Genomic DNA, 25,993 nt, shown 5'->3' on the forward strand with positions numbered 1-25,993 from the left:
TTTTGTTTTTCCTTAATGAATTTTACTTAGCTTCGGCTTTTTTGATTTGTTTACTTCTAAGCTGACCGCAAGCCGCATCAATATCCGTTCCATGTTCTTGGCGGATTTTACAATTGATGCCTCTCTTTTTCAGCGTATCATAAAACGAGAGAACGGACTCTTTGTCACTTCTTTGGTATTGGCTATGCTCATCTACAGGATTATATGGGATCAGGTTGACATAGAGACGATGTTTTTTGTCATCAAGAAGGTCGGCAAGTTGCTCGGCTTCTTCTTTATGGTCATTGACATCTTTCAATAGGATATATTCGATCGTAATTCTCCTATTCGTTTTCTCTAAATAATAATCAAGAGATTTCATCAATTTTTCTATTGGGATGCCTCGGTTTATCTTCATGATTTGCGTCCTGAGCTCATTATTCGGCGCATGCAATGAGATGGCCAGATTCACCTGTAATTGAGTATCGGTGAATTCATAGATCTTATGGGCAAGGCCGCTTGTCGAAACAGTAATGCGCCTGCCCGCGATAGCAAGACCCTTATGGTCCATGAGCACTTTCAAAAAGTCTAACATATTTTCGAAGTTATCGAACGGTTCGCCAATACCCATTACTACAACATGGCTTACAACATCACCTTTTTCCAATTTATCAAGATGCAGTTGGACGTTCATGATTTGTTCCACTATCTCCCCGCTGGATAAATCACGGCTTTTGGCCAATAACCCACTGGCACAGAAACTGCAGCCAATATTACAGCCCACTTGGGTGGTGACACAAACCGAAATTCCATATTTATGTCTCATCATAACCGTTTCGATAAGGTTGCCATCCTGTAATTTAAACAGAAACTTGATCGTACCATCCGCTGCTTCTTGCTTGACGTGCTCAGTCAAAGTCTGGATGACAAAGTGCTCTTCAAGTAATTTTATGCACTCTTTATTAACATCCGTCATTTCAGAGAAACTCGTCACACGTGTTCTATAAAGCCACTCCCAGACTTGGGAAGCTCTGAATTTTTTATGGCCATGGTCCGAAAGCCACGCTGTCAATTGTTCGAATGTTAAACCATAAATGGACTCTTTATTCATTCGTTACCCTCTTTTCATTACAGTAAGATTTAATACTTTAACCCATTACATTAAGGGGAACTCCCCCGGAATCAGTCTCTATCATTTATGATATGGTTCATTTCTGTTTATCCGAAAAGCCCGATATATTTGCTCCACAAGAACCAATTTCATTAATTGATGCGGAAAGGTCATTTTCGAGAAGGAAAGGGCATAATCGCTTCTTGATAACACCTCTGTGCCAAGTCCAAGCGACCCGCCAATAATAAATGCAATCTTGCTCTTTCCATAGGTGGCAAGCTGATCCATATGAGTGGCCAGCTGTTCTGAAGTAAGCTGTTTTCCATTGATTTCAAGCGTTATTACGTAGGTGTCCGGGCTGACTTTGGCCAGGATTCGTTCACCCTCCTTTTGCTTTACAATGTCCATGTCCGCTGTACTCAGGTTCTCCGGAGCCTTTTCATCCGGTACTTCCACAAGTTCTATATTAGCATAGGAGCTTAACCTTTTTGTATATTCAGCAATTCCTTGCTTTAAGTATTTTTCCTTTAGCTTGCCAACAGTAATAATCGTTATTTTCATATATATCCTCTAGCTTTCATTATGTTTTTACTATCAATTGTTGGATTTGCCTACCTATTATCATACCTTACAGTGACCTATAAGCAAAACAAGCATATCCTTTCCAATTTTTAATGCTTTTATAATAAAAACCGCTGCCCCTGAAAGCGGCAACGGTAACTTTCATTATTGAAGATATTCGGCTGGACTTAGTTCCAATCCGAACAATTATCTTGATTATTCATACTACCTAATGCTTGGATCTAAACGATTCCACCCGCCGCTTTAATCTTCGGAAAATGTTAAGAACAGGTTAAGAACAGGTTACAAACATGTTATCCACAAAAGTTATCCACATATCCACAAAATCTATCCACATCTTGTATGGGAATATTAGTTCCCTACTAGATATATTGCCACGTTTCGACAATATTCACAGGTTGTTGATAACTGATTTTCTTCTGGAACCAGCGTTAAAACAGGATAGGTTTCACATTCGTATACCACTTCATCCAACGCCATGTCCACGTGTTCCTGACAGCAATATAATTTCATCCTTCATATCTCCTTTCCCACTCATTATTCCCAGTACTTCTATTCCCAATTATCCACAAGTTAACTTGAGATCTTTAATTTAAGTATATATCCACAGGTAATCGTAACAAAAAATAAAAAAAGCGCAAGGAAATAGAAAGGACAGGAGGCATTTTTTCCCCCTGTCCTTTTGTGATTTAAATTTCGCTGCTTGAAAGTTTGACTTCCGTAGTTTCTTTCTTTCCGTCACGGTAATAAATGATTTTAACTTTATCACCGATTTTCTTTTCGTTGTAAAGGTATTTTCGTAATTCCACAACGTCATGAATTTTTTCATTATCCATTCCAATAATGACGTCAAATTCCTTCAATCCTGCTTTGGATGCTGGAGAGTTGCTTTGAACGCCTGTTATTGCAACGCCAGATGTAACTTTTCTTGGTAGCTTTAATGTATTTTGTTGATGGTATTGGGAAATCTCTTCTACAGATGCCAAATTCACACCCAAGAAGGCACGTTTCACTTCACCAAATTCCTCTATATCATTAATAATCGGTATAACTGAATCGATCGGAATGGAAAGACCGATTCCTTCCACTGCATTTTCCGCAATCTTCATCGAATTTATTCCGATGACCTGCCCTGACATATTAACGAGTGCCCCCCCGCTGTTACCTGGGTTAATCGCCGCATCGGTCTGGATGACCTCCGCATTCCAATCCACTTGTCCGTCCTCATTGATATCCACCTCTATTGTACGCTCCAATCCGGAGATGATCCCTTGTGTGATCGATCCAGAGAATTGGAGGCCTAATGGATTACCAATGGCAATTACGGGCTCACCAGGTTTCAATTTGCCGGATTTTCCGAATTCAGCAATGGTTTTGACTTTATCACTATTCACGACAATGACAGCTAAATCTGTCCATGGATCACTACCTTGTAGTTCAGCTGGCAATTTTGTGCCATCACTTAATGTAACTTCTAGTTCATTAGCGCCTTCAATGACGTGATTATTCGTGACGATATAGGCTTTGCCCCCATCTTTTTTGTAGACGACTCCAGAACCAGTGCCGGCTTCCGCCGAACTGTCCTCGGCATTGGTCCCTTGACCCCAGAAGTTCGTTTTCTGAATGTTAGTGATTCCGACCACTGCGTCGCTGGCCTTATCTACAGCATTGGTGACAGCACTTGTTACATCCAGAGTAAGGTTTTGCTGGGACTGCTCCGTGGTCCTTCTCTCCGTTGATTTTTCCGTTGTACTTTCTTTTTCATCGTTATTTAACAGTCCGCTTCCCGGAAAGACTAATAAAATAAGTAAGGCCCCGATGATGGCGCCCCCCAAGCCTGCTAGAAAATAGCTCGTATGGCTTTTTTTTCGTTTATTTTGGTTCTCATCATTCTGATCATAATAACCCAAGACCGCCCCATCCTCTCATTTTAGTAATGTATTATAGCAATTCTATTGTTTGGTATCCTCCCTCAATTATACTCAATTACCGAAATTTTTCTAAAAAAAAGCATGCTTAATTTAAGGGGCAACATGAAATTGACTAGTATCAGCCCTTTTCCTTTTACCTATACAGTTCTAACCAAACGATACCCCTTTTAATCCGATTCGTAACTTACGAATCGAAATTTTTAAAAATAAAAAAGGAATGAACAAGGTATCCCTCATCCATTCCTTTCATTTATAATGTAACAAGTTCCGTTGGTCTTTTCGGGTCAGTATCATATAAGGAAAATTGTTCACCCACGATGATTCCCTTTGTCTTTAACGTCTGTTCCACCGACATTCTTGCTAGATCCTTCATATTGTTATCAAGGCTTAAGTGGGCCAGGTAAATCCGCTTGGTCTTATCACCGGCCACTTCGCTCATTGCAAGGGCAGCGTCTTCATTACAAACATGTCCGACATCACTTAAAATCCGGCGCTTGATGCTCCATGGATATTTTCCCATCCTTAGCATGGACACATCATGGTTACTTTCGAATACATAAGCATCGGCATTTGAGATGATTCCTTTCATCCGATCGCTTACGTACCCTGTATCGGTAATGACCACAAGTTTCTTATCTTCATGATGAAAGACGTAAAACATCGGCTCTGCCGCATCATGTGAAACGCCGAAAGATTCTATATCAAGGCTGCCGAACGTTTTGACCTGTTCCATTTCAAATGTGAATTTTTGTTCGGTTCCAATTTCACCGATCGATCGCTCCATGGCATTCCATGTTTTTGCATTCGCATATATCGGGAGTTTATGTTTTCTGGCAACCACGCCAAGACCTTTAATATGGTCGCTGTGTTCATGGGTAACAAGGATACCGGATAGCTTGGACATATCACGGCCTATATCCTGAAACAATGCTTCCAGGGCTTTACCGCTTAAGCCGGCATCGACGAGGAATGATTGATCCTCCGTTTCCACGAAAAAGGCATTTCCCGTACTCCCGCTTGCGAGAACACTAAAATGCATTGTCATCTATACTCACTCCAGTATTTTTTCTTCTGTATTCAATTCAATGACCTCTCCATCAAAAGCATTCACGAAGAGATCCGTTTCGTCATCAATTACCACCCACCATGTTGGCACAAGTAAATGTGACACAGATGTCGTCTGCAGCGAATTGTAATATCCCAATTTTACATTCGTGACTTTGCTTTTGGGATCAATATCATCATTGTCATACAATGCTCCAATAGCAGTTATGGCAGATTTCAATTCTTTAGGTTTATTGAATTTTTTGATTTCCTCTAAATACATCTGTTCATAGGAAACGATTTCACCCTTCTTGTTCAGATATAGAGTGACCTTCCCCTTACTATTATTATAAAACATCTTTTTATCTTCCACTTGATAGCAGGTGATGGTCTGGCTGATTTCATCATAGCTCCAATAATGATATTCATTTCCTTTTAATATATACTCCTTCAGGAATATATCAAGGTCTGCAGCATTAATTTCCGCTTTCATGCCAACCGGTGTTTTAAATGTACCCACAAGCTTCTTATCATCGATGATTTTTGCTTTTTGATTTTTCAGGTACTGTATATCTTTCTTCTCGAAAGTCTTGCTTTGGGCAATCAGGAATTGATCCGACTTTTGTTTCGGAAGAGGGGTTTCTATGGAAATCTCATCTTCTTTCAACAGTTCTTCCGTAGTGGACTCCGTGAAACTTTCATATTGGGAGTCATTAATCTTTTCCAGGAATTGATAAAGAAGAAAAATATTCAAAACGAAGAAAACCATGATGAAAATCGACTTTGTATTATTCCAATCCACTTTGACCGCCTCCTTCTTCAAAAGGCACAATAAACCATTTATCGCCGATACGATAATACCAAGTGGGCTCAAGTGTAACTAGAGTTACAAGTTTGGAATCCAGGGATTTATCCAATCTATAGCCTATCGAGATGTCCTCCACGCTATTGAAATCGACATTATCTTTCGATTTCAGCTGATTCACTACTTCTTTACCGCTTGGTAAAGTCTTTGCCGATCCTACTGACGGGAGGACTGAATCAAGTTTAAAATATGGACGATCATAGCTATAAATTTCTTCTTTCCCCCAAATTTGCTCGATTTCCGTCATTCCAGATTCATTGAAGGCCGGATAACCATTCACGAATAAGCGGAATACCACTCGTTGTTCATTCTCCGACATATTGGCAAAGCGGTAATTGTTATTTTCCCAACCGGCATGATCATTGATGAAATCGATGCTCTTTTGCAAAAGGTCACTGGAACTGTCAAATAACTTGCTCTTTTGTGCCGGATTAATATAAGAAATTAAGTAATTCTCTTTATTGACCGTCATAAGTCTTGTTCCATCCGTATATTCCTCACCGACCGAAACCGATTCCTGGCGAACGAACTTCGGAAAACTAAATAACGCATTTTTCAAGTTTCCAATATCCAAATAGTCAATATAATATTCAAGTCTATTGATCTCCACTGGGTTTTCCGGGACGAACAGCGTCCTTTTGCTGTTTATCGTTTCGGCCGTGTATTCAGGATGCTTATCATAGGAACCCCGATAAAATGAATCCATGAAATTCCTTAGTTTTTTAGAGTCGACCATACCTTGATAAATCTTTCTCCGATCGTAGGAAACAAAATAAACGGCAGATTCATTACCACTGATATTCTTTTGTTTAATGATGATTCGATCAAACGAAAATTCAGGCACTTCCTTATCCGTTATATTCAATACCGTTTTATAAAGAGAGATGGGAATATCATCGGAGAATTCGATTTCAATCGATCCATCTTCATGGACAAAATCGTCAAATTTCCTTTGCAGCCTGTTTACGGATATCTCTTTTAGGCCTCTAAAACGCCATTGCGAAAATTCTTTTTCCATTTCATTGATTTCTGCCGGATTGGAAGTCTGGAAATGCTGCCCATTGCCATGGAAAAGGATACTGACTGGTTTAATGACATCACTGACAATCTGGACATCGCTTTTAATCTTTATGAATTCCGACGATTGTTCAAATGGATCATACTCAGGCTCGTACGTCCAAATGCTCCATGTCAAAAATATGCTTGTCCCAACCAAAATAATCAGTATTATACTTTTTGCACGTTCAAAATTCATGACCAATCATCCTCTTCTTCCTGTTCGTAAGGAAGTGTAAAGAACACGGTAGTTCCTTTTCCATCCACACTTTCCGCCCATATTTTCCCGCCATGCGCCACGACCATCTCTTTTGCAATCGCTAAACCAAGCCCTGTCCCGCCTAAGTTACGGGCCCTTGCTTTATCCACACGGTAGAAGCGGTCGAATATTTTATCAATGACGTTTTTCGGGATACCCACTCCTTGATCTGTAATGCTCACAATGATAAAGCCATCAGATGCCCTGACGCGGAAAGTCACTTGACCCCCTTCAGGTGAGTACTTTAATGAGTTGGAGATTACATTATAGAGAACCTGGGTGATTTTATCTTCATCAATATCCACAAAATAAGCTTCCTTCGGCAAATCACGCTTAAACGTGATGTCATCATTTTTCGACATTTCAAAACGATCGATGATGTGGTCATAGAATTTATTGAAATTCACCCAGCCAGTTTTAAGCCTGTAATCTTTACTGTCCATTTTCGAAAGCTGTAACAGATCATTAACAAGCCTGATCATTCGCTCCGTTTCATTTTGGGTCACGCTTAAAAACGATGGAGCGATTTCCTCGTCCTTCCATGCCCCTTCAGCCAATGCCTCCAGGTAACTTCTCATCGTCGTTAACGGAGTTCGTAGTTCATGTGATACATTGGCAACGAATTCCCTGCGTTCACTCTCGATTTTTTCCTGCTCTGTTATATCATGCAAAACCGTGATCAAACCATTAACGAATCCCGTTTCCTTTTGAATGACCGAAAAGTTCCCCCTCAAAACGAAAGGATGATTTTTTTTGCTGTAATCAAGGATGATGGACTCTCGCTCTTCCAGTAAATCCTCAAATTTATATTCTTCTTCAAGACCCAAAACCTCAATGATCGGTTGGTTCATGACGGTTTCACTCGAGACATTCAATAATTGTGCCGCCGGTTCATTAATCAAGTTCACCCGACCGCGCCTGTCCGTTGAAATTACACCATCCGTCATATTGGCAAGGACAGATGATAGCTTTCGCCGCTCTCCCTCTGTGCTTGATTGCGACTCTTGGAGTTTTTTGGTCAAATTATTGAAAGTGACGGCAAGCTGGCCAATTTCATCATCGCCATATACCCTGACTTTTCTGGAGAAATTCCCTTTTGCCATCACAAGGGCCTGTTTTCTCATATCAGACATGGGTCTGGTGATCGTTCGTGCGAGCAGGATCCCCAAGATGGCCGTAATGACCAAAGCGATGGCCGTACCCGTCATGAAGATGCTATTGATTTCATCCATCTGCTCAAAGACATTCTCCATCTCGGCAATTACATAGACGGCGCCAATGACCTCCCCATTTGCTTCAATGGGTGTCGAAAGGACCCAGAGCCGCCTGCCTGTTTTCTTCTCGCGAAATATATCACTATCTTCTTTTCCAAAAGTGAGCGTATTCTTGATAAGGACCTCTGTCGTCTTCTTCCCTACAATATCCTGGTTACCTCGGGCTGAAGTTCCGATCACCCGTCTGCTGCGGGTGTCGATGACACGTACTTCCGAAATATCATTCGATGAATTATCCCGGTCTCTCAATATCGCATCAATCGCTTCTTCGAGGGTCGGATCCTCCTCTCCCCTCTCTTTTTCCATTTCTTCACCAATACTGTAGGTAAGCAGGTTAACGTGACCTTTTATTGATTTCGTAAAGTTCCCGACAAGATTTTCTTCCAATTCCCCAACAAAATATACCCCGATTATTTGCATTGCCACGAAAATGAGCAATACATAAATCAGAACAAATTTAAAATGAATTGAGCGAAAAAAACCAACCTTTTTCATAGAAACTACTCCTGTTCAGGGTTACGCAGGTAATAACCGACCCCTCTTCTAGTTACAATCCAGCCAGGATGGCTTGGATTGTCTTCAATCTTCTCACGAAGACGTCTGACCGTTACATCGACCGTCCGCACATCACCAAAATAATCATAGCCCCACACGGTTTGTAATAAGTGCTCCCTCGTCATGACCTGACCGATGTGCTTCGCTAAGTAATGAAGCAACTCAAATTCACGATGCGTCAATTCTATCGTATCGCCGCGCTTGGATACCACATAGGCATCCGGATGGATAGTGAGCGTGCCTATCGTAATTTCCTTCGGTTCATTTTCTTGATCGGGAACCGGAACGGCTTGCTGACGTCTAAGGTTCGCCTTAACGCGGGCAATTATTTCCCGGGTACTAAATGGCTTTGTCACATAGTCGTCTGCACCAAGCTCCAATCCTAACACCTTATCTATCTCCGAGTCTTTTGCCGTTAGCATGATGATCGGGGTTTCATACTTCTTCCTTACTTCCCTGCATACTTCCATCCCATCGCGCTGCGGCAGCATGATATCAAGTAAAATCAAATCAGGTTGCCGTTCTTCCACCATTTTGAGAGCTTCATTGCCATCATAAGCACAAAAAACTTCGTAGCCCTCTTTTTTTAGATTGAATTGTAATATATCAGCAATTGGCTTTTCGTCATCCACTACCAAAATCTTTTTATCCATGTACTTATCTCCTTTTTAATAACTGAACTGAATCTATTAAAAACCGTGTCCTTATCCGGGACCTTATTCACTTTTCCTTCTGCTTTCACAAAGCTTCGCAACCTAGTTTCAGCAAAGTTGCATATATATACCCAATAAAAGGGGCTGAACACTGGAATGAAAGCAAATTGTCTCTATTCTACTTTATCATTTTATAGGCATTAAATCACCTTTTTCCTATTATTCTCATCTATTAATGAAGCAGAAGAAGTCTTCGAATAATTTTCGAAGACTTCCATCAATTACTGACTTATATAGTTTAGCGGATTAACGAGAGACCCATTTTTATATATTTCAAAATGAAGGTGGACACCGGTCGAGTGACCTGTTGAACCCATCATCCCAATTTTCATGCCTTTTTCAATCTTTTGTCCGGCTTTTACATCTATTGAATCCAAATGGGCATACACTGTCTTATATCCATTATTATGATTGATCGTTATCTTATTTCCATATCCTCCGGAATTCCCGGCAGTTTCGATTATCCCATGATCTGCTGCCGTTATGGTCCTGGTGGCTGGCCTTGCAATATCGATACCTTTATGAAGTTTCCCCCAGCGCTGGCCCTGCTTACTGGAAATATAGCCCCCATCTGCAGGCCATGAATATGTACCGCTGCCCTGTGAAGGTATGACCTTGGTGCCTTTTCTGGTGATTTCCATTTTAGCTTCTTCCGTGACTTCTTTTTTTACGATCGATTCACTGATTTTCTTTCCATTTGTTTCAGATACATTATAGGTGAACGCAAGAATCCCCTCATTCCCCATTTGTTCAGTAATGAGTTCGCCCTTTGGAAGTTCGTCATCCTCCTTCACTTTCTTTTCAAAAGGAATTCTCTCTTCCTTTAATACTTCTCTTTCTACCATTACGTTCACATAGGGGGTACGTTGGGTCACATAGAGACGCTCGCCCTCTTTAACACCTTTGTCCTCATCCTGTCCCGGATTCAGCTCCAGCAGTTGATCCAGGTCCATATCATGGCTATTGGCAATGGCTTCAAGCTCTTCATCTTCCTTAGCCTCATAGATCGTCGTTTCTTCCTTTCCTTCTTCTATCATGGAAAGGGTTTTATCGACACTCTTGATTTCGTCTGGATATACCATTGTCTCTTTAAACGTAACGGGATGTGAAAATTCGATATCCAAAATTCTGCTTCCTGGCTCTTTTAACGAATCGGCATCTTTTTCACTTTCTTTTTTACCTGATTCGTATTCAGCATATTCCTCTTCATTTACATATAATAAAGTGATTTTCTCCAGAACGTCTTCTGCATCTTCCTTTGACGCAACATAAGCGACCGCCTGGTTATCTATGTCGATTTCATACGCCTCGGCCTTCACATTCAACTGATCTTGAATTCCCTTAACAGCCTGATCCTCTTTAACATCTTCATCGAATACCTCTTCAGGTACGAACTTCAGCTGTGTCTCCTTATCGAATGTAAAGTCAGGATAATCTTCCTGTGCTTCCTCTACCTTATCGGCTACGATGTTTTCGATTTCCGTTTCATCCGTCACACTGCCGACGAATTCATCATTAAGATAAACATGCTGTATGGTTGTAGTTTCCGATATCCCAGCAGCAGTTACCCGATTGCCCGCAAGCACCAAAATGACGGAAACCATCAACAGGATGATCCCCTTGCCTTTTGAGCTAAACATATATTGTCCTCCTTAACGGCTCAGTCACCAATTAAGAAACTAATCAAATTTATTTGAGATTTATTAGTCCAATTTAAATATCCTGATGCTTATGACTGATTTCTATAATGATTTTTATCACTCATAACTCTACCATATTAAGAAAAAAAACAAGAAACCGACTTCATAATGTAATAGAACTGTATAAATGGTGACAACTTGTACCAATAGATATGGTAATGGGGACAGTTCAATAAACTGCGGAAAGAGGAGTGGGCCTAAGCCCACCAAGGGTAAAAGCGGGTTATATCCCGAATTGGCCGAAAATGGTATGTTACAAAACGTTAACAATCTATTACAAGATTTCATTCAGAATCCTCTGGGCACATAACAAAAAAACGCCCTAAAGGAAAGGCGTTTATACAAGGATGGCTCAGGACGGAATCGAACCGCCGACACAAGGATTTTCAGTCCTTTGCTCTACCGACTGAGCTACTGAGCCAAATATTCTATTTTAGAATAAAAATAAAATGGCGGTCCCGACGGGAATCGAACCCGCGATCTCCTGCGTGACAGGCAGGCATGTTAACCGCTACACCACGGGACCAGTAAAGCATATATATAAAGAAGTGACCCATACGGGATTCGAACCCGTGTTACCGCCGTGAAAGGGCGGTGTCTTAACCGCTTGACCAATGGGCCGGAAAAAATGGTGAGCCATGAAGGATTCGAACCTTCGACCCTCTGATTAAAAGTCAGATGCTCTACCAACTGAGCTAATGGCTCGTTCTAATGAAATGTTTCTTTGCTGGATGTTAACTTACCATCTGCAACTTGTTAATGGCTTGTTCTATTGTGACGACGCTTTTGATAATATCATGGTTCTTATAGTTTAGGCAATAGTTTTTTGAAATAAAATTATTTTTTTCTTATCTTTTTTATTTTCCCTATAGTTTTTATCCACATTCACTCGGTATCCCGGACCTCCCGAACGTGACATATAATGCATCGATCATAAAAATGAAAGAAGAGCCGGCAAAAAAAGCCAGCTCCTTTTTCATGAATTACGCTAGACGCCAAGGGCTTCTCACGACATTTGTTTGGTTACGGTCAGGACCGACAGAGAAAGTGGTCAAAGGAATGCCTACCAATTGAGATACGCGCTCTACATAGTGGCGAGCGTTCTCTGGAAGCTCATCCAATGATTTGCAGCCTGTGATGTCTTCTGACCAGCCTGGCAGCTCTTCATAGACTGGTTTACATTCGCCAATCGCTTTCAAAGTCGCTGGTACCTCATGAATGATTTCGCCTTTGTATTCATAGGCCACACAAATTTTGACCGTATCAAGACCTGATAATACGTCAATCGAGTTCAATGATAAATCGGTAATCCCGCTGACACGGCGAGCATGGCGAACGACAACAGCGTCAAACCAGCCTACACGGCGCGGTCTGCCTGTAGTTGTTCCATATTCACGGCCAATTTCCCGGATTTGGTTACCGACTTCATCATGCAATTCTGTAGGGAAAGGACCATCGCCCACGCGGCTTGTGTATGCTTTACATACTCCAACCACATGGTTGATCTTCGTAGGACCTACACCCGAACCGATTGTAACTCCACCTGCAACCGGGTTGGAAGAAGTGACGAATGGGTATGTTCCTTGATCGATATCAAGCATGACACCTTGTGCCCCTTCGAATAATACCCGTTTTCCTTCATCAAGTGCGTCATTCAATACAACGGATGTATCACAAACATATTTCTGCACTTGTTGTCCGTACTCATAGTATTCTTCCAAGATATCTTCGATTTTGAAACCTTCCGTTTCATAGAAGCGTTCGAACATACGGTTTTTTTCGACAAGATTTTGAGACAATTTTTCCTCGAAAATTTCACGGTCCAAAAGGTCTGCCATGCGGATTCCGTTACGAGCAGCTTTGTCCATATATGCAGGGCCGATTCCCTTTTTAGTCGTTCCAATTTTGTTGGCGCCTTTACGGTCTTCTTCGACTTCATCCAATTTGATATGGTAAGGAAGAATGACATGTGCACGATTCGAGATACGAAGATTATCCGTACTCACCCCATGGCTATGTAAATAAGCAAGCTCCTCTACAAGAGCTTTTGGATCAACTACCATACCGTTTCCAATGACACAAATCTTATCACTATAAAAAATCCCTGACGGAATTAAATGCAGTTTATAGGTAACGCCGTTAAATTTAATTGTATGCCCTGCATTATTCCCACCTTGATAACGAGCGATGGCTTCCGCATTCTGGGATAGAAAATCTGTTATTTTACCTTTACCTTCGTCTCCCCATTGTGTACCGACTACTACAACTGATGACATCTGAATAAAGCACCTCCAAAGGTTCACGTAATACCGATCATTAACCGGTTCTTATCAAACAAACCTATTTTATCAATAATCCAAACTGGAAGTCAATACAAAATCCGAACAATACACTTTTTAAAAAATTCTTTGTTCGTAAATATGAGAAATTTCTTTCCGGTTTTTTTAGGATTGTCAAACATTATTGTACCCTCTGATTTCTTTTTCTATTATCATTAGGGCCTTTCTTTTTCCTGAAACAGAGAAAGCCCGCCATTGCATGAATGGCAGGCAGTCCCCTATGCGCCGGGAGACATCGAATCATCATCGAAGCGGCGTTCGAGATTGACGAATTTATTATATTCTTTTACGAATGCAAGCGAAACCGTGCCCACCGGACCATTACGCTGTTTCGCTATAATGATTTCAATGATATTTTTATTCTCGGATTCTTTATCATAATAATCATCACGGTATAAGAATGCGACGATATCAGCATCCTGCTCGATACTCCCGGATTCCCGGATATCAGACATCATCGGGCGCTTATCCTGACGCTGCTCCACTCCCCGCGATAGCTGGGAAAGGGCGATGACGGGCACTTTAAGTTCCCGAGCCAGCGCTTTGAGTGAACGTGAAATCTCGGATACCTCTTGCTGACGGTTGTCGCCTGAACGGCCATCGCCTTGAATTAACTGCAGGTAATCGATCAATATCATGCCAAGGCCATGTTCCTGCTTCAAACGACGGCATTTTGAACGGATTTCACCAATCCTGACACCTGGCGTATCATCGATATAAATGCCGGCATTCGACAAGCTTCCCATCGCCATCGTCAGTTTACGCCAATCCTCATCAGTTAAGGAACCTGTCCGTAAATTCTGGGCGTTGATATTCCCTTCAGCACAGAGCATACGCATAACGAGCTGCTCTGCACCCATTTCAAGACTGAAAATCGCTACATTCTCCTCCGTTTTGGTCGCAACGTTTTGAGCGATGTTCAATGCAAAAGCGGTTTTACCAACCGAAGGGCGGGCACCAACTATGATGAGGTCATTACGTTGGAACCCCGCTGTCATTCGATCCAGTTCAGCAAACCCTGTCGGTATTCCCGTGACATCCCCTTTACGGGTAGTCAAAATTTCTATATTATCGTAAGTCGCAACCAATACATCCTTAATATTTTGAAAAGACCCGGAATTCTTACGCTGGGCCACTTCCATGATCGTTTTTTCTGCTTCACCTAGCAGCTCCTCGACCTCGTCCTCACGACTATAGCCTTCCTGAGCGATGTTCGTCGCAGTCCGGATCAAACGGCGCAGCAATGACTTCTCCTCGACGATGCGGGCATAATATTCAATATTGGCCGCGGTAGGCACCGATCCGGCCAACTCACTTAAATAAGAAACCCCGCCAACTTCTTCAAGGTTTTTTGTCGCAGCCAATTCCTCTGTCACCGTAATCAAATCGACAGCTTTTCCTTCGTCATTCAATTTAAGCATCACATTAAAGATCTTTTGATGAGAGCTTCTATAAAAATCCTCCGGAATCAAAACTTCCGATGTAACGGTCAATGAAGAGGGCTCAAGAAAAATGGCTCCTAGCACGGCCTGTTCGGCTTCTATATTTTGAGGTGGAATCCTATCCTGAAATTGTTCTATCATATCTTAAAACCTCCCATTCTAAGAGGATACCTTTTATATGTTTCTAGTGAAAAAGAAAAAAGTGAAAGGACAACATGCCCAATCACATTTTTCGTCTATCTCTATTTTATCAATTTTTCACAGATATGAAACAGCTAAAATTAGTTAATTTCTTTCACATGCACAGTCAGTGTTGCAGTGACTTCAGGATGAAGCTTCACCGGAAGCTTTGTATGCCCTAAAGTGCGGATGCCTTCAGCAAGGTCCATTTTACGTTTATCAACCTTGATACCGTGTTTTTTCTGAAGCTCGGATGCAATTTGTTTAGTCGTGATGGAACCGAATAAACGCCCGCCCTCACCGGCTTTGGCAGATAGTTCAACCGTTAATTTCTCCAGCTGCACTTTCAATTCTTCAGCCTGCTGCAGCTCTTCTGCTGCAAGTGATTCTTCTTTATTTTTCTGTGCTTCCAAAGTTTTCACGTTTGAATTATTTGCTTCAACGGCCAATCCTTGTTTAAGCAGGAAATTATGTGCATAACCATCCGCAACATTTTTAACTTCCCCTTTTTTCCCTTTACCTTTAACGTCTTTAAGAAATATCACTTTCATTCTTTATATCCCCCTTCTAAATATTCATCAATAGCTGCTTTCAATCGACTTTCGGCTTCATCAATGGAGCATACCTGTTGAGTGGCGGCATTCGTTAGATGTCCGCCTCCATTCAACATTTCCATGATCACCTGTACATTGATATCACCAAGAGAACGCGCACTTATCCCCACCGTATCATCAGACCGCTTAGCCATTACAAAGGAAGCGACAACGCCATCCATCGTCAATAGGGTGTCCGCAGCCTGAGCAATGAGCACCTGATTATGAACCTGATCGGTTTTTGCCGCGGCAATGGCAATTCCCTTTTTATAAAAGATGACTTCTTCAATGAGCTTCGATCGTTTGATATAGGTGTCCACGTCTTCTTTTAAGAATTTCTGGACAAGTACCGTATCAGCTCCATGCGCCCTTAGATATGAGGCTGCATCGAAAGTACGTGATCCTGTTCTTAAGGTGAAGCTTTTCGTATCGACGATGATACCGGCAAGAAGCGCCGTCGACTCCAGCATATCAATTTTTGAGCGTTTCGGCTGATATTCAAGCAATTCGGTCACAAGCTCTGCCGTTGAAGATGCATATGGCTCCATATAGACGAGCAATGAGTTTTTGATGAACTCCTCACCCCGCCGATGATGGTCAATAACCACAACCTTATCGATTCTATTCAATAACCGCTCTTCAATCACCATGGAAGGTTTATGGGTATCGACCACAACCAGCAAGGTCTCATCCGTAATCATCTCAAATGCGTCATCAGGTGTTATGAACCGGGCATACAGCTCTTCTTTATTTTTGATTTCTTCCATTAGACGAAGGACACTGCTGTCGAGCTGCTGGGTGTTGATGACAATATAGCCTTCACGTTCATTCATTTGGGCTACTTTCAAGATGCCGATCGCTGAACCGATTGCGTCCATATCCGGGTTTTTATGGCCCATGACAATGACTTTATCGCTATCAAGGACTATATCCTTCAATGCATGGGAAATCACACGGGCACGGACCCTCGTGCGTTTTTCCATCGGATTGGTTTTGCCGCCATAGAATTTCACTTTTCCATTCGCTTGCTTTATGGCCACCTGGTCACCGCCCCGCCCTAAAGCGAGATCCAAGCTGGACTGGGCAAGCGTACCTAGTTCCGGCAAGGATGACACGGCCGAGCCGACCCCGATGCTCAAGGTCAGTGGTACATTTTGCTTGGCCGTCGTTTCCCTGATTTCATCCAAAATCGAGAATTTCCCCTTTTCAAGCTGCTGAAGGATATGCTCATTAAAGACAGCGATGAATCGTTCCGAGGAAACCCGTTTAAAGAAAACGCCATTATCCCTTGCCCACTTATCGAGAAGTGAGGTAACCAAGCTATTAATGCTGCTTTTACGCTGATCATCCATACCCTGTGTCAAATCATCATAATTATCAAGAAGAATAATCGCAATTGCCGTTCGCTCATCTTCATATAATTTCTCGATTTCCACTTGCTCCGTCACATCAAAAAAGTAAAGAAGCCTTTCATCACGCTTATGGACCACCTTGAATTTCCGATCGTGGAGCGTAAGTGTCTCTGTCTCGATCTCTTGCTTGATTAACGGTACTATCGAGTCCGCAACATCGTATAGCGATCTTCCTGCCAAGGAATCCTCACTAAAACAAGAAGCCAGGAATGGATTGGTCCATTCAATGTAATAATCTTCATTAAAGAGCATGATCCCAATCGGCATTTCCAATAACGCTTCCTCGCCCACCTTCTTTAAACGGTAGGATAAAGTCGTTATATACTCTTCTGTCTTCCGTTGCTTTTTTTCTACCATTCTTAATGTTAAATAAAATAAACCAGCAAGAATCAATAGTCCAACAAGTGCAATAACCCAATTATAATAAGCCAGTACGCCCAAAAGTAAAACGACTGCGGCCAGCACCCCATACAATGGGGACTTAATCGAGTATTCTTTCAAATAAGATGGCATAGTTTCAGCTCCTAAAAGCATCTGTTTTACAAAAAAGTCTTCTATTCCTTTTTCTTGATTGTCTCCCTAAAAGGAAAGCCTAAATCTATTATACCTAAAAATCGGACGGCCGTCGTTATAATCGGAATCGGCAGAAGCAAAGAAAAAACCACAATTAAAACAGGTATCGCCTTAACCCATGACTTAACATGAGCGATATAGAATATCAGGGAATATCCTTGTAATAAAATGAAGAACTGCAGTATGAAAAATAGGTTCGTTATGGCCATATATACAAAACTGTTCTTGTCCGTATTCACAAAAAGAGCAAGAAGCATCGTAATTAAATAATACCATAAAAGGCTTTTCGGGAGTCGCAGATCTCGAAAATGAGGCCATTTTAACGCCTTATCACTGAACCTCTTCACAATGGGATGCGCTGCAAAGAAAATCAATAAAACCATGATGACGGACATCAAGACGAACAAACTTGGCATCAGCGTGTTCATCATATCGATCGATTCATACATCCGCTTTTTGACTTGCTCTGTCGGTGCCTGTCCAAAGGTATCCATGATGCCGATTGAATTTTCAATGGACCCCTCAAGAATGTTCATCGATTCTTCTATGTAATTAACATCCGTAATCAACACTGAAGCTGCATACATTAATAAAATGCCCCCCAGAAAGACAAGGACTGCGCTTATGAACATAGGTGCCATCGGTTTGTCCTTTTTCAAAAAATAGCCGATCGCAATTCCCGTTGCCCCCATGAGCAAGGTCAGCGGAACAGACAATATCGTCCCGATGAGGATCGACAATAACGAGGCTACAAATAAGTAACCAAGGCTCCACGATAACTTTTGTTTGATTGTGACCAGTATAAATGGAATGGGTAAAAAGAAAGTAGTGAAAATACCCAATGGTGGGATTTGAATGGTGATGAACAATAAAATGCAATATAGTGCCAGAAGTGCTCCGCCCTCGGCAATTCGTCTCCCGCTATTCATCTTTATTTCACCCCCTGTTATGATTGATGTCTAATCTCCATCTTTATATTGTATCCGTTACGGCCAGGATATTTCAAACATCACAGTCTTTTTTGGGATATGATTATTTTTTCTGAGGAAAACGCGCGGATAACTTCCTTCTGAAATAAAAAAACCGCAATTCAGCGGTTTACAGGCATAAGTGAAAACTTATTAAAAAAGGCACATTAAGGATAACTCCTCAACGTGCCAATTTATTATTCACCAGATACGTATGGTAGTAATGCCATAGTACGTGAGCGTTTAATAGCAATCGTTAATTTACGTTGATATTTAGCGCTTGTGCCAGTTACACGACGTGGTAAAATTTTACCGCGTTCTGAGACGAATTTTTTAAGAAGATCTGTATCTTTGTAATCAATTTTAGTGATTCCATTAGATGTGAAATAACAAACCTTTTTACGCTTACCGCGTCCTTTACGTCCACCCATTGCCATAATATATTTCCCTCCCTGCTTTTTTGAATTTTCATTTTAAACGGCTGTTTAAAACGGAAGATCGTCATCTGAAATGTCGATTGTTTTACCGTCATTTGCAAATGGATCATCATCTACACGAGTGTAGTTGTTATTGCTTCGTTGATTCTGATTAGGATTTTGTCCATACGAATTGTTGTCATTTCCGTTATTACTATAACTTCTTTGACCTCCACCGTAAGAACCGCCTTCATTTCTTTCACCCGCTGAACTGCTTCGTGGTTCAAGGAATTGAACGCTCTCAGCCAGAATCTCCGTCACATATACGCGTTTGCCGTCTTGTCCTTCATAATTACGTGTTTGGACACGTCCATCCACGCCAGCTAAACTGCCCTTTTTCAAGAAGTTAGCTACATTTTCTGCCGGTTTACGCCAAACTACACAGTTAATGAAATCCGCTTCACGTTCACCTTGCTGATTCGTAAAACTACGGTTGACAGCTAAAGTAAAGGTAGCTACGGGAACTCCATTAGGTGTATATCGTAATTCAGGATCTTTAGTTAAGCGTCCTACCAAAACTACGCGATTCATCATCAGAATCAACCCCTAGGTTTCAAGCTTGTTTCATGTGAAACAAGATTAGAATTTATATTAATTGTCGAATTAAACTTCTTCTCTAGTAGCCATGTGGCGAATAATGTCTTCACTGATTTTAGCTAGACGATCGAATTCTTGAATCGCAGCACTTTCAGCGTTAACTTTAAGAAGCATGTAGTAACCATCACGGAAATCATTGATTTCATATGCTAGACGGCGTTTACCCCATTCTTTTGCTTCTACTTCCGCACCATTATCAGAAAGGATTGTGTTGAAACGTTCAACTAAAGCTTTTTTAGCTTCTTCCTCAATGTTTGGACGGATGATATACATAATTTCGTATTTTCTCATCACTGTCACCTCCTTTTGGTCTAAGCGGCCCAATTGGGCAAGGAGCAATTATTTATAATTACTCACAAGATAAAATTATAGCATAGTTAAAGAGGCTTTGCAACGAACGGTTCGACTTATTACAATTAAATGTAATCTAATGATTTAAGTCTATAAAAAAGACCCTACATATGGAATGGTAGGGTCTTTGATTCTTATACGTTGAAACGGAAATGGATAACATCGCCATCGTTAACGATGTATTCTTTACCTTCCAAACGAACCTTACCCGCTTCTTTTGCGGCACCATGACTACCCGCTTCAAGTAAATCGGTATAAGAAACCGTTTCGGCACGAATGAAACCGCGTTCGAAGTCCGTGTGAATGACGCCAGCACATTGAGGGGCTTTCATTCCTTTGCGGAATGTCCAAGCCCGCACTTCCTGTACGCCAGCTGTAAAGTATGTTGCCAATCCAAGCAGATTATAAGAAGCACGGATCAGCTGATCTAGACCTGACTCCTCGATGCCAAGTTCAGATAGGAACATTTCCTTTTCTTCACCTTCAAGCTCTGCAATTTCTTCCTCGATTTTGGCACAAATCACGATTACTTCGGCATTTTCCTTAGCGGCATATTCACGAACTTGCTGAACATATTCATTATCGTCAGCATTCGCCACTTCATCTTCGCTCACGTTCGCCACGTAAAGCGTTGGCTTAGCTGTAAGTAAATGCATGCCCTTCACGATTTTTTGCTGTTCTTCGGTAAACTCGACGGAACGTGCAGGCTTTTCATCTTCCAATGCTTCTTTTAAAGCCACAAGGATTTCATGTTCTGCCACAGCGGCTTTATCTTTTTGCTTGGCCATTTTTCCGACACGGTCGATGCGTTTGACAACAGATTCCAAATCGGCAAGGATCAATTCAAGATTGATGACCTCGATATCATCGATTGGATTTACTTTTCCGGAAACATGGGTAATGTTATCATCTGCAAAGCAACGGACGACTTGACAAATTGCATCCACTTGACGGATATGGGAAAGGAATTTATTACCTAAACCTTCTCCTTTACTTGCCCCTTTTACAATCCCGGCGATATCCGTGAATTCAAATGCTGTCGGAACCGTTTTTTTCGGTTTTACCAATTCAGTCAATTTTTGCAGACGGTGATCTGGCACCTCCACAATCCCTACATTCGGGTCGATCGTACAGAAAGGGTAGTTGGCAGATTCCGCACCTGCCTGAGTTATTGCATTAAATAAAGTGGATTTACCTACGTTAGGCAAACCGACTATACCAGCTGTTAAAGCCATTTATATTTCACTCCTTCAAGATGATTCGTACATATGGGAAAAGAACTGATCTTCTATAAAGACCATCCAATACCTAAACCTTTCCCAATTATAGATTTCGCTTCCTAAAAAGACAAGTAAATCATGAGAAACGCCGGACTACTTTCACTCCAAAAAAAAAAGCATGATCACTCCTCATGCTTTTGCAGAACTTTTTTCATTTTCTTCGCGAATTCACGTCGAGGCAGCATCACGCTATGACCGCATCCTTCACATTTTATCCGGATATCCATTCCGAGCCGTATAATTCTCCACTTATTCACTCCACAGGGATGTGGTTTCTTCATTTCCACAATATCCTTAAGTGCAAATTCCTTTTCTTCCATAATCATGAGCCCCCCAATTCCTATGACTCGCTGCCATTGTACGTAGATTTAATCCCACTTGCATCAAGCGCAGCACTTATTTCTTTTCTTAATATCCTACTGATTTCAATATGATGCATCGGCTTTGTTTCCGCGTTAATCCGAAAGACGATTTCTTCAGGACTGATTTTTTCAATTCCCAAAAATTCAGGTGCTTTGATCAAGGCTTCGTATTTGCCTGCCATACTGTTTAAAAGATCTTTCAGCACCTTCTCAGCACGCTCGGTCGATCCATCGTTAGGTATGGTCACATCAACAATTGCCATACTATTTAAAATGGAATAATTCGTAACCTGGATGATGCTGCCGTTGGGTATGAAGTGCAATTCACCTACACCGCTTTTAATTTTCGTCGTACGAAGCCCGATTTCAATGACTTCCCCTTCAAAAGTATTGATTTTAATATAATCCCCAACCGAGAACTGATCTTCAAAGATAACGAAAAACCCGGTAATTATATCCTTGACCAAACTTTGTGCGCCAAATCCAATGGCCAAACCGAGAACACCGGCACCAGCGAGTAATGGCATTACATGAAGACCAAGAATCTCCAGAATCATCAACAAGGCAATGAAATTGATGACATAGGTAATGATATTTTCCAGCAATTTAATGAGTGTCGCTTCCCTGCGTTCCGTTACCCGAATGGGACTTCTTAAACGTGCTTTGAAAAATTTATTCAGAATAGTCTTTCCTATTGTAATAATAATACGCGATAACAGCAGAACAAGGAAGATTTTAATAATACCCTCGCCCATCAGCAGCCATATCTTTTCATCCAATATCTCTTTTGCAACACTATCATAAATGCGATCCATATTTTCCTCCTGCCTAATGCAAATAACAGCAAATCTATTATATCTTCGACGTATTCCTCTACCCTCCATGCATGGAGGTAACCATGAAATAGCGAGATTTTCTCTATTTTATCAATAAATAATGGTTTCTGTACAAAAAAATTATGGGTATATAGTTAATAGAATTTAGAAATTTTATCCCGAACATTCAAATGATTATTTACTAGAAAGTATAGATGAAAGCAATTGGTAGAGGATAACGTCGATTCATATCCCCTTCACCTGTTTGCATGTTTTGCAAAAAATTCCCTCACCCATCATGTTAAATACCGTATATTTTCCCCTTTTTATCCGTATACTGTAATACCAAATAAAGTAAAGGAGTTGAGCCGATGAATCTGAATTCTAGTCTATTTAATAATAATAAAAATAGATTAAGTCGCATCCTGCATGAAGATACGGATGCATCCAAACAAATTTCCCAGGAATTAATCAACCTCCTCCCAACAGGAAAGCTTCAACCAATCGTCATCGTCTGCATAGGCACAGACCGTTCCACAGGCGATTCACTCGGACCACTTGTCGGCACTCTGCTTAGTGAAAAGGCTGAAAACAGTTCTTCTTCATTCCATGTTTATGGTACTCTGGATGACCCTATACATGCGATGAATTTACAGGAAAAATTAAATGAAATTAAAAAGCTGCATGCCAATGCCTTTATAGTCGGAATCGATGCTTGCTTGGGGAAAATGAAAAGCGTCGGCATCGTGCAGATCGGCCAGGGACCAGTTAAGCCGGGTGCCGGGGTCAATAAAGACCTTCCTTCCGTCGGAAATGCCCATATTACAGGAATCGTGAATGTAAGTGGATTCATGGAGTTCATGGTCTTGCAGAACACGCGTCTTAATCTTGTGCTAAAAATGGCGAAAACCATTGCCGAGGGGATTTATGAAGCACAAAACCATTATCCAATAAAACCTTCCATCACTCCTTTCACATGGTCATTCAAGCAAGAAAAAACCCTTTGATCGGTTTTTTCATAAAAAAGAAGGAAGGGGCCAGCCCCTTCCTTCTTTTTTATACATAATACATGAAAGTAACCAGAATGGCCGTGATCATTATGCCCGGAAGCAGATTCGCCACCCTGATTTTGGTGACACCGATAATATTCAAACCAATCGCCAAAATCATGACACCGCCAGTTGCCGTCATTTCCAATATGAAGGAATCCATTAATGCAGATGGGATCATCGTATTGATTTGCCTTGAAAAAACCGCCAGGAATCCCTCATAAAGAATGATAGGAAATGCTGAAAAAAGTACCCCTATGCCTAACGTGCTGGCGAGGACAAGTGCTGTGAATCCATCGATTATCGCCTTTGTTATCAAAACGTCGTGATCATTCCGGATACCGCTATCCAGGGCACCAATAATGGCCATCGCCCCAATTCCAAATATGAGCGTAGCCGTTACAAACCCCTGAGATATCGAGGTTCCTTCCTTCGCTTTCATCCTGCGTTCAATCCAATTGCCTAAAGAATTAAGCCTGCCCTCAAGATTCATCCATTCACCGAGGACCGCCCCGCCGACAATACTTAAAATGACAACAAGGAAATTATCGCTTTTAAACCCCATCTGCAAACCTAAAACCATCACGGCTAAACCGATACCGCTCATGACCGTTTCTTTAATCTTCTCAGGTATATGTTGTAAAAACCTTCCTAAAATCGAGCCGATTAAAATGCAGGCACCGTTCACCAAAGCCCCTAATAATACCATCTCATCCACCTAATTTTCTGCATATGTCTTCATGATCTTTTCATAAGGGGATCTAAGAGGAAAGGTTCTCTTGATCGATCAAGTTCAAAATTCTCTCTAAATCTTCTTTTGAAAAGAACTCTATTTCTATTTTTCCTTTTTTCTTGCTTTGTTTTATCGTTACGCTCGTTCCTAGTCTTTCACGCAGACTTGTCTCCCTTTGCTTTATGAAGATATCTTTTTTCTCTTGTTTCTTAGGTTTGGTTTCACGTGAAACGGTATCATTCAATTGATGTATATACTGCTCCAGCTGTCTGACATTCATACCTTCCTTGAGGACTTTATCCGCTACCGGCTTGAGCATCTCTTTTTTCTTTAAACCCAGCAATGCCCGGCCATGTCCCATGGATATTTCCCCGTCAGAGATATATCTCCTAATTCCTTCAGGCAAAGATAGTAATCTAAGATGGTTCGCAATATGGGGTCGGCTTTTTCCCAGCCGATTGGCCAGCTGCTCCTGGGTGAATTCCAATTTTTCAAGAAGCGTTTGATAAGCGGCAGCCTCTTCGATCGGATTCAAATCTTCCCGTTGCAGGTTTTCCAAAATGGCCAGTTCCATCATCTGCTGTTCACTCAATTCCCTCACAACGACCGGAACTGTCTTTAAATCAGCTTCCTTGGCAGCACGATAACGCCTTTCCCCAGCCACGATTTCATATCCCTTAATACTTTTCCGGGCAATAATCGGCTGTAATATCCCATGCTCCATGATGGATTGCTTTAATTCCTCTATAGCTTCTAGCCGAAAGCTCTTTCGGGGCTGATAAGGATTTGGCCTTAATTCCCTTAATTTGATTTCGCGCACGATTTCATCTTTACTGATCTCCCCACTGTTGAAAAGTGCGTTAAGTCCTTTGCCAAGCCCTTTAGCCATTTGATACCACTTCCTTTGCCAATTCTAGATAGACCTCCGCCCCTCGTGACTTTGGATCATATATAATTATCGGTTCTCCATGGCTCGGTGCTTCACTCAAACGGACATTGCGGGGAATGATGGTTTGGTAGACTTTATCCTGAAAGTATTTTTTGACTTCTTCTATGACCTGGAGACCTAAATTTGTTCTTGCATCCAACATCGTCAAAAGCACACCCTCGATTTTCAAATCATGGTTCAAATGCTTTTGGACGAGGCGGACCGTATTCAATAGTTGACTCAAACCCTCCAATGCATAATATTCACATTGTACTGGGATCAAAACAGCATCGGCAGCCGTTAAGGCATTAAGCGTAAGCAAACCCAATGATGGAGGGCAGTCAATCACAATGTAATCATACTGGCTTTGCACCTCTTCTAACGCCCTTTTTAATCGGACTTCCCTTGAGATGGTTGGAACAAGTTCAATTTCTGCACCTGCAAGTTGAATTGTCGCAGGTATAGCATATAGGTTTTCCACCTTTGTTTCCATGATTACGGTACTGGCCTCAACATCATCAACCAATACATCATAAATACATTGTTCCACATCTGCTTTGTCAATACCTGCACCGCTTGTCGCATTTCCCTGCGGGTCAATATCGACCATTAAGACTTTCTGTCCAATGTATGCAAGACAAGCACTTAAACTGACAGAAGTTGTCGTTTTTCCAACACCGCCCTTTTGATTGGCAATGGCGAGAATCTTACCCACGAATTCACCCGCTTTCAACTATCTTCATGACGCTATATCTATTGACTTTTACCGTGAATCCAATTATTTCTTTCTATTTTATCATGAATGTTACTGGAAGAAATCGTTTTC

25 protein-coding genes and 4 tRNA genes are annotated in these 25,993 nt (G+C 41.4%); 1 reads left to right on the plus strand and 28 read right to left on the minus strand.

Annotated features, from left to right (window positions below):
• Positions 1 to 22: 22 nt before the first annotated feature.
• From rlmN to AC2YHV_RS17725, 25 genes are all read right to left on the minus strand, one after another.
• Entirely contained in the window at positions 23 to 1,090 is a 1,068-nt protein-coding gene (gene rlmN / locus AC2YHV_RS17605) for a dual-specificity RNA methyltransferase RlmN (protein ID WP_095678798.1), read from the minus strand.
• Between the two features lie 81 nt (positions 1,091 to 1,171).
• Positions 1,172 to 1,651, minus strand: a complete 480-nt coding sequence (gene rlmH / locus AC2YHV_RS17610) for a 23S rRNA (pseudouridine(1915)-N(3))-methyltransferase RlmH (protein WP_057278267.1) — start codon at positions 1,649 to 1,651, stop codon at positions 1,172 to 1,174.
• Positions 1,652 to 2,023: 372 nt separating this feature from the next.
• Positions 2,024 to 2,185, minus strand: coding sequence for a CxxH/CxxC protein (locus AC2YHV_RS17615; RefSeq protein WP_065310847.1), 162 nt, complete (start codon positions 2,183 to 2,185; stop codon positions 2,024 to 2,026).
• 176 nt (positions 2,186 to 2,361) lie between these two features.
• Positions 2,362 to 3,582: a S1C family serine protease gene (locus AC2YHV_RS17620; protein WP_487373711.1), complete on the minus strand. Its 1,221-nt coding sequence runs from the start codon at positions 3,580 to 3,582 to the stop codon at positions 2,362 to 2,364.
• Between the two features lie 271 nt (positions 3,583 to 3,853).
• On the minus strand, positions 3,854 to 4,648 hold the full coding sequence (locus tag AC2YHV_RS17625) for an MBL fold metallo-hydrolase (protein WP_063574578.1): 795 nt from the start codon (positions 4,646 to 4,648) through the stop codon (positions 3,854 to 3,856).
• A gap of 6 nt (positions 4,649 to 4,654) precedes the next feature.
• Entirely contained in the window at positions 4,655 to 5,449 is a 795-nt protein-coding gene (locus tag AC2YHV_RS17630; protein WP_063574577.1) for a two-component system regulatory protein YycI, read from the minus strand.
• Complete coding sequence (locus AC2YHV_RS17635; protein ID WP_063574576.1) at positions 5,436 to 6,767, minus strand: YycH family regulatory protein; 1,332 nt, start codon at positions 6,765 to 6,767, stop codon at positions 5,436 to 5,438. Before AC2YHV_RS17635 ends, AC2YHV_RS17630 begins: the two co-directional genes overlap by 14 nt.
• The gene (gene walK / locus AC2YHV_RS17640) at positions 6,764 to 8,596 is read right to left on the minus strand and encodes a cell wall metabolism sensor histidine kinase WalK (protein ID WP_063574575.1); all 1,833 of its coding nucleotides are present in this window, start codon (positions 8,594 to 8,596) and stop codon (positions 6,764 to 6,766) included. The genes AC2YHV_RS17635 and walK overlap by 4 nt, the downstream gene beginning before the upstream one ends.
• A 5-nt stretch (positions 8,597 to 8,601) precedes the next feature.
• Complete coding sequence (gene yycF, locus AC2YHV_RS17645; protein WP_034316131.1) at positions 8,602 to 9,309, minus strand: response regulator YycF; 708 nt, start codon at positions 9,307 to 9,309, stop codon at positions 8,602 to 8,604.
• Positions 9,310 to 9,590: 281 nt separating this feature from the next.
• On the minus strand, positions 9,591 to 11,009 hold the full coding sequence (locus AC2YHV_RS17650; protein ID WP_487373713.1) for a peptidoglycan DD-metalloendopeptidase family protein: 1,419 nt from the start codon (positions 11,007 to 11,009) through the stop codon (positions 9,591 to 9,593).
• Positions 11,010 to 11,417: 408 nt separating this feature from the next.
• Positions 11,418 to 11,490: transfer RNA gene (locus tag AC2YHV_RS17655), tRNA-Phe, on the minus strand.
• 29 nt (positions 11,491 to 11,519) lie between these two features.
• Positions 11,520 to 11,595: transfer RNA gene (locus AC2YHV_RS17660), tRNA-Asp, on the minus strand.
• A gap of 23 nt (positions 11,596 to 11,618) precedes the next feature.
• Positions 11,619 to 11,690, minus strand: a tRNA-Glu gene (locus tag AC2YHV_RS17665).
• 8 nt (positions 11,691 to 11,698) lie between these two features.
• Positions 11,699 to 11,774 (minus strand) — tRNA-Lys (locus tag AC2YHV_RS17670).
• Between the two features lie 278 nt (positions 11,775 to 12,052).
• Positions 12,053 to 13,345, minus strand: a complete 1,293-nt coding sequence (locus tag AC2YHV_RS17675) for an adenylosuccinate synthase (protein WP_034316136.1) — start codon at positions 13,343 to 13,345, stop codon at positions 12,053 to 12,055.
• A 281-nt stretch (positions 13,346 to 13,626) separates the two neighbouring features.
• Positions 13,627 to 14,991, minus strand: coding sequence for a replicative DNA helicase (gene dnaB / locus AC2YHV_RS17680; RefSeq protein ID WP_034316139.1), 1,365 nt, complete (start codon positions 14,989 to 14,991; stop codon positions 13,627 to 13,629).
• Positions 14,992 to 15,131: 140 nt separating this feature from the next.
• Complete coding sequence (rplI, locus tag AC2YHV_RS17685) at positions 15,132 to 15,581, minus strand: 50S ribosomal protein L9 (RefSeq protein ID WP_487373714.1); 450 nt, start codon at positions 15,579 to 15,581, stop codon at positions 15,132 to 15,134.
• Positions 15,578 to 17,548: a DHH family phosphoesterase gene (locus AC2YHV_RS17690; RefSeq protein WP_053536992.1), complete on the minus strand. Its 1,971-nt coding sequence runs from the start codon at positions 17,546 to 17,548 to the stop codon at positions 15,578 to 15,580. Before AC2YHV_RS17690 ends, rplI begins: the two co-directional genes overlap by 4 nt.
• 41 nt (positions 17,549 to 17,589) lie before the next feature.
• The gene (locus tag AC2YHV_RS17695; protein ID WP_487373715.1) at positions 17,590 to 18,537 is read right to left on the minus strand and encodes a YybS family protein; all 948 of its coding nucleotides are present in this window, start codon (positions 18,535 to 18,537) and stop codon (positions 17,590 to 17,592) included.
• Between the two features lie 236 nt (positions 18,538 to 18,773).
• Positions 18,774 to 19,013, minus strand: coding sequence for a 30S ribosomal protein S18 (gene rpsR / locus AC2YHV_RS17700; protein ID WP_053348323.1), 240 nt, complete (start codon positions 19,011 to 19,013; stop codon positions 18,774 to 18,776).
• Positions 19,014 to 19,061: 48 nt separating this feature from the next.
• Positions 19,062 to 19,586: a single-stranded DNA-binding protein gene (gene ssb, locus AC2YHV_RS17705; RefSeq protein WP_487373716.1), complete on the minus strand. Its 525-nt coding sequence runs from the start codon at positions 19,584 to 19,586 to the stop codon at positions 19,062 to 19,064.
• A gap of 69 nt (positions 19,587 to 19,655) precedes the next feature.
• A complete protein-coding gene (gene rpsF / locus AC2YHV_RS17710; RefSeq protein WP_034316153.1) occupies positions 19,656 to 19,940 on the minus strand; it encodes a 30S ribosomal protein S6 in 285 nt (94 codons plus the stop codon).
• Positions 19,941 to 20,134: 194 nt separating this feature from the next.
• Complete coding sequence (gene ychF / locus AC2YHV_RS17715) at positions 20,135 to 21,235, minus strand: redox-regulated ATPase YchF (RefSeq protein WP_034316156.1); 1,101 nt, start codon at positions 21,233 to 21,235, stop codon at positions 20,135 to 20,137.
• A gap of 167 nt (positions 21,236 to 21,402) precedes the next feature.
• The gene (locus AC2YHV_RS17720; protein WP_034316158.1) at positions 21,403 to 21,600 is read right to left on the minus strand and encodes a DUF951 domain-containing protein; all 198 of its coding nucleotides are present in this window, start codon (positions 21,598 to 21,600) and stop codon (positions 21,403 to 21,405) included.
• 20 nt (positions 21,601 to 21,620) lie between these two features.
• Entirely contained in the window at positions 21,621 to 22,457 is an 837-nt protein-coding gene (locus AC2YHV_RS17725) for a mechanosensitive ion channel family protein (RefSeq protein ID WP_487373717.1), read from the minus strand.
• Positions 22,458 to 22,828: 371 nt separating this feature from the next.
• Between AC2YHV_RS17725 and yyaC the strand changes: the two genes are divergently transcribed.
• Positions 22,829 to 23,464, plus strand: coding sequence for a spore protease YyaC (yyaC, locus tag AC2YHV_RS17730; protein WP_053536995.1), 636 nt, complete (start codon positions 22,829 to 22,831; stop codon positions 23,462 to 23,464).
• Positions 23,465 to 23,513: 49 nt separating this feature from the next.
• Here the strand turns inward: yyaC and AC2YHV_RS17735 are convergent, their stop codons facing one another.
• Genes AC2YHV_RS17735 through AC2YHV_RS17745 form a run of 3 tightly spaced genes read right to left on the minus strand, consistent with a single transcriptional unit; the run spans position 23,514 to position 25,882 of the window.
• Positions 23,514 to 24,215 (minus strand): DUF554 domain-containing protein, encoded by a 702-nt coding sequence (locus AC2YHV_RS17735; protein WP_053536996.1) that lies wholly within the window; start codon positions 24,213 to 24,215, stop codon positions 23,514 to 23,516.
• A gap of 52 nt (positions 24,216 to 24,267) precedes the next feature.
• Positions 24,268 to 25,128, minus strand: coding sequence for a ParB/RepB/Spo0J family partition protein (locus AC2YHV_RS17740; RefSeq protein WP_063574570.1), 861 nt, complete (start codon positions 25,126 to 25,128; stop codon positions 24,268 to 24,270).
• Positions 25,121 to 25,882, minus strand: a complete 762-nt coding sequence (locus AC2YHV_RS17745; protein ID WP_034316249.1) for a ParA family protein — start codon at positions 25,880 to 25,882, stop codon at positions 25,121 to 25,123. The genes AC2YHV_RS17740 and AC2YHV_RS17745 overlap by 8 nt, the downstream gene beginning before the upstream one ends.
• Between the last annotated feature and the right edge of the window lie 111 nt (positions 25,883 to 25,993).

The sequence above is a fragment of the Peribacillus sp. SRI_006 genome (assembly GCF_057586375.1).

What these genes read in the sequence shown, in the direction of transcription:
- AC2YHV_RS17650 (WP_487373713.1), bottom strand. Translation starts at nt 11,009, where the DNA reads ATGTTTAGCTCAAAAGGCAAGGGGATCATCCTGTTGATGGTTTCCGTC.
- AC2YHV_RS17720 (WP_034316158.1), bottom strand. Translation starts at nt 21,600, where the DNA reads ATGGAAGAAAAGGAATTTGCACTTAAGGATATTGTGGAAATGAAGAAA.
- AC2YHV_RS17690 (WP_053536992.1), bottom strand. Translation starts at nt 17,548, where the DNA reads ATGCCATCTTATTTGAAAGAATACTCGATTAAGTCCCCATTGTATGGG.
- AC2YHV_RS17735 (WP_053536996.1), bottom strand. Translation starts at nt 24,215, where the DNA reads ATGGTATTATTAGGGGCTTTGGTGAACGGTGCCTGCATTTTAATCGGC.
- AC2YHV_RS17635 (WP_063574576.1), bottom strand. Translation starts at nt 6,767, where the DNA reads ATGAATTTTGAACGTGCAAAAAGTATAATACTGATTATTTTGGTTGGG.
- AC2YHV_RS17740 (WP_063574570.1), bottom strand. Translation starts at nt 25,128, where the DNA reads ATGGCTAAAGGGCTTGGCAAAGGACTTAACGCACTTTTCAACAGTGGG.
- rplI (WP_487373714.1), bottom strand. Translation starts at nt 15,581, where the DNA reads ATGAAAGTGATATTTCTTAAAGACGTTAAAGGTAAAGGGAAAAAAGGG.
- ychF (WP_034316156.1), bottom strand. Translation starts at nt 21,235, where the DNA reads ATGGCTTTAACAGCTGGTATAGTCGGTTTGCCTAACGTAGGTAAATCC.
- AC2YHV_RS17695 (WP_487373715.1), bottom strand. Translation starts at nt 18,537, where the DNA reads ATGAATAGCGGGAGACGAATTGCCGAGGGCGGAGCACTTCTGGCACTA.
- rlmH (WP_057278267.1), bottom strand. Translation starts at nt 1,651, where the DNA reads ATGAAAATAACGATTATTACTGTTGGCAAGCTAAAGGAAAAATACTTA.
- AC2YHV_RS17625 (WP_063574578.1), bottom strand. Translation starts at nt 4,648, where the DNA reads ATGACAATGCATTTTAGTGTTCTCGCAAGCGGGAGTACGGGAAATGCC.
- AC2YHV_RS17675 (WP_034316136.1), bottom strand. Translation starts at nt 13,345, where the DNA reads ATGTCATCAGTTGTAGTAGTCGGTACACAATGGGGAGACGAAGGTAAA.
- rlmN (WP_095678798.1), bottom strand. Translation starts at nt 1,090, where the DNA reads ATGAATAAAGAGTCCATTTATGGTTTAACATTCGAACAATTGACAGCG.
- rpsR (WP_053348323.1), bottom strand. Translation starts at nt 19,013, where the DNA reads ATGGCAATGGGTGGACGTAAAGGACGCGGTAAGCGTAAAAAGGTTTGT.
- ssb (WP_487373716.1), bottom strand. Translation starts at nt 19,586, where the DNA reads ATGATGAATCGCGTAGTTTTGGTAGGACGCTTAACTAAAGATCCTGAA.
- dnaB (WP_034316139.1), bottom strand. Translation starts at nt 14,991, where the DNA reads ATGATAGAACAATTTCAGGATAGGATTCCACCTCAAAATATAGAAGCC.
- AC2YHV_RS17725 (WP_487373717.1), bottom strand. Translation starts at nt 22,457, where the DNA reads ATGGATCGCATTTATGATAGTGTTGCAAAAGAGATATTGGATGAAAAG.
- yyaC (WP_053536995.1), top strand. Translation starts at nt 22,829, where the DNA reads ATGAATCTGAATTCTAGTCTATTTAATAATAATAAAAATAGATTAAGT.
- rpsF (WP_034316153.1), bottom strand. Translation starts at nt 19,940, where the DNA reads ATGAGAAAATACGAAATTATGTATATCATCCGTCCAAACATTGAGGAA.
- AC2YHV_RS17615 (WP_065310847.1), bottom strand. Translation starts at nt 2,185, where the DNA reads ATGAAATTATATTGCTGTCAGGAACACGTGGACATGGCGTTGGATGAA.
- yycF (WP_034316131.1), bottom strand. Translation starts at nt 9,309, where the DNA reads ATGGATAAAAAGATTTTGGTAGTGGATGACGAAAAGCCAATTGCTGAT.
- walK (WP_063574575.1), bottom strand. Translation starts at nt 8,596, where the DNA reads ATGAAAAAGGTTGGTTTTTTTCGCTCAATTCATTTTAAATTTGTTCTG.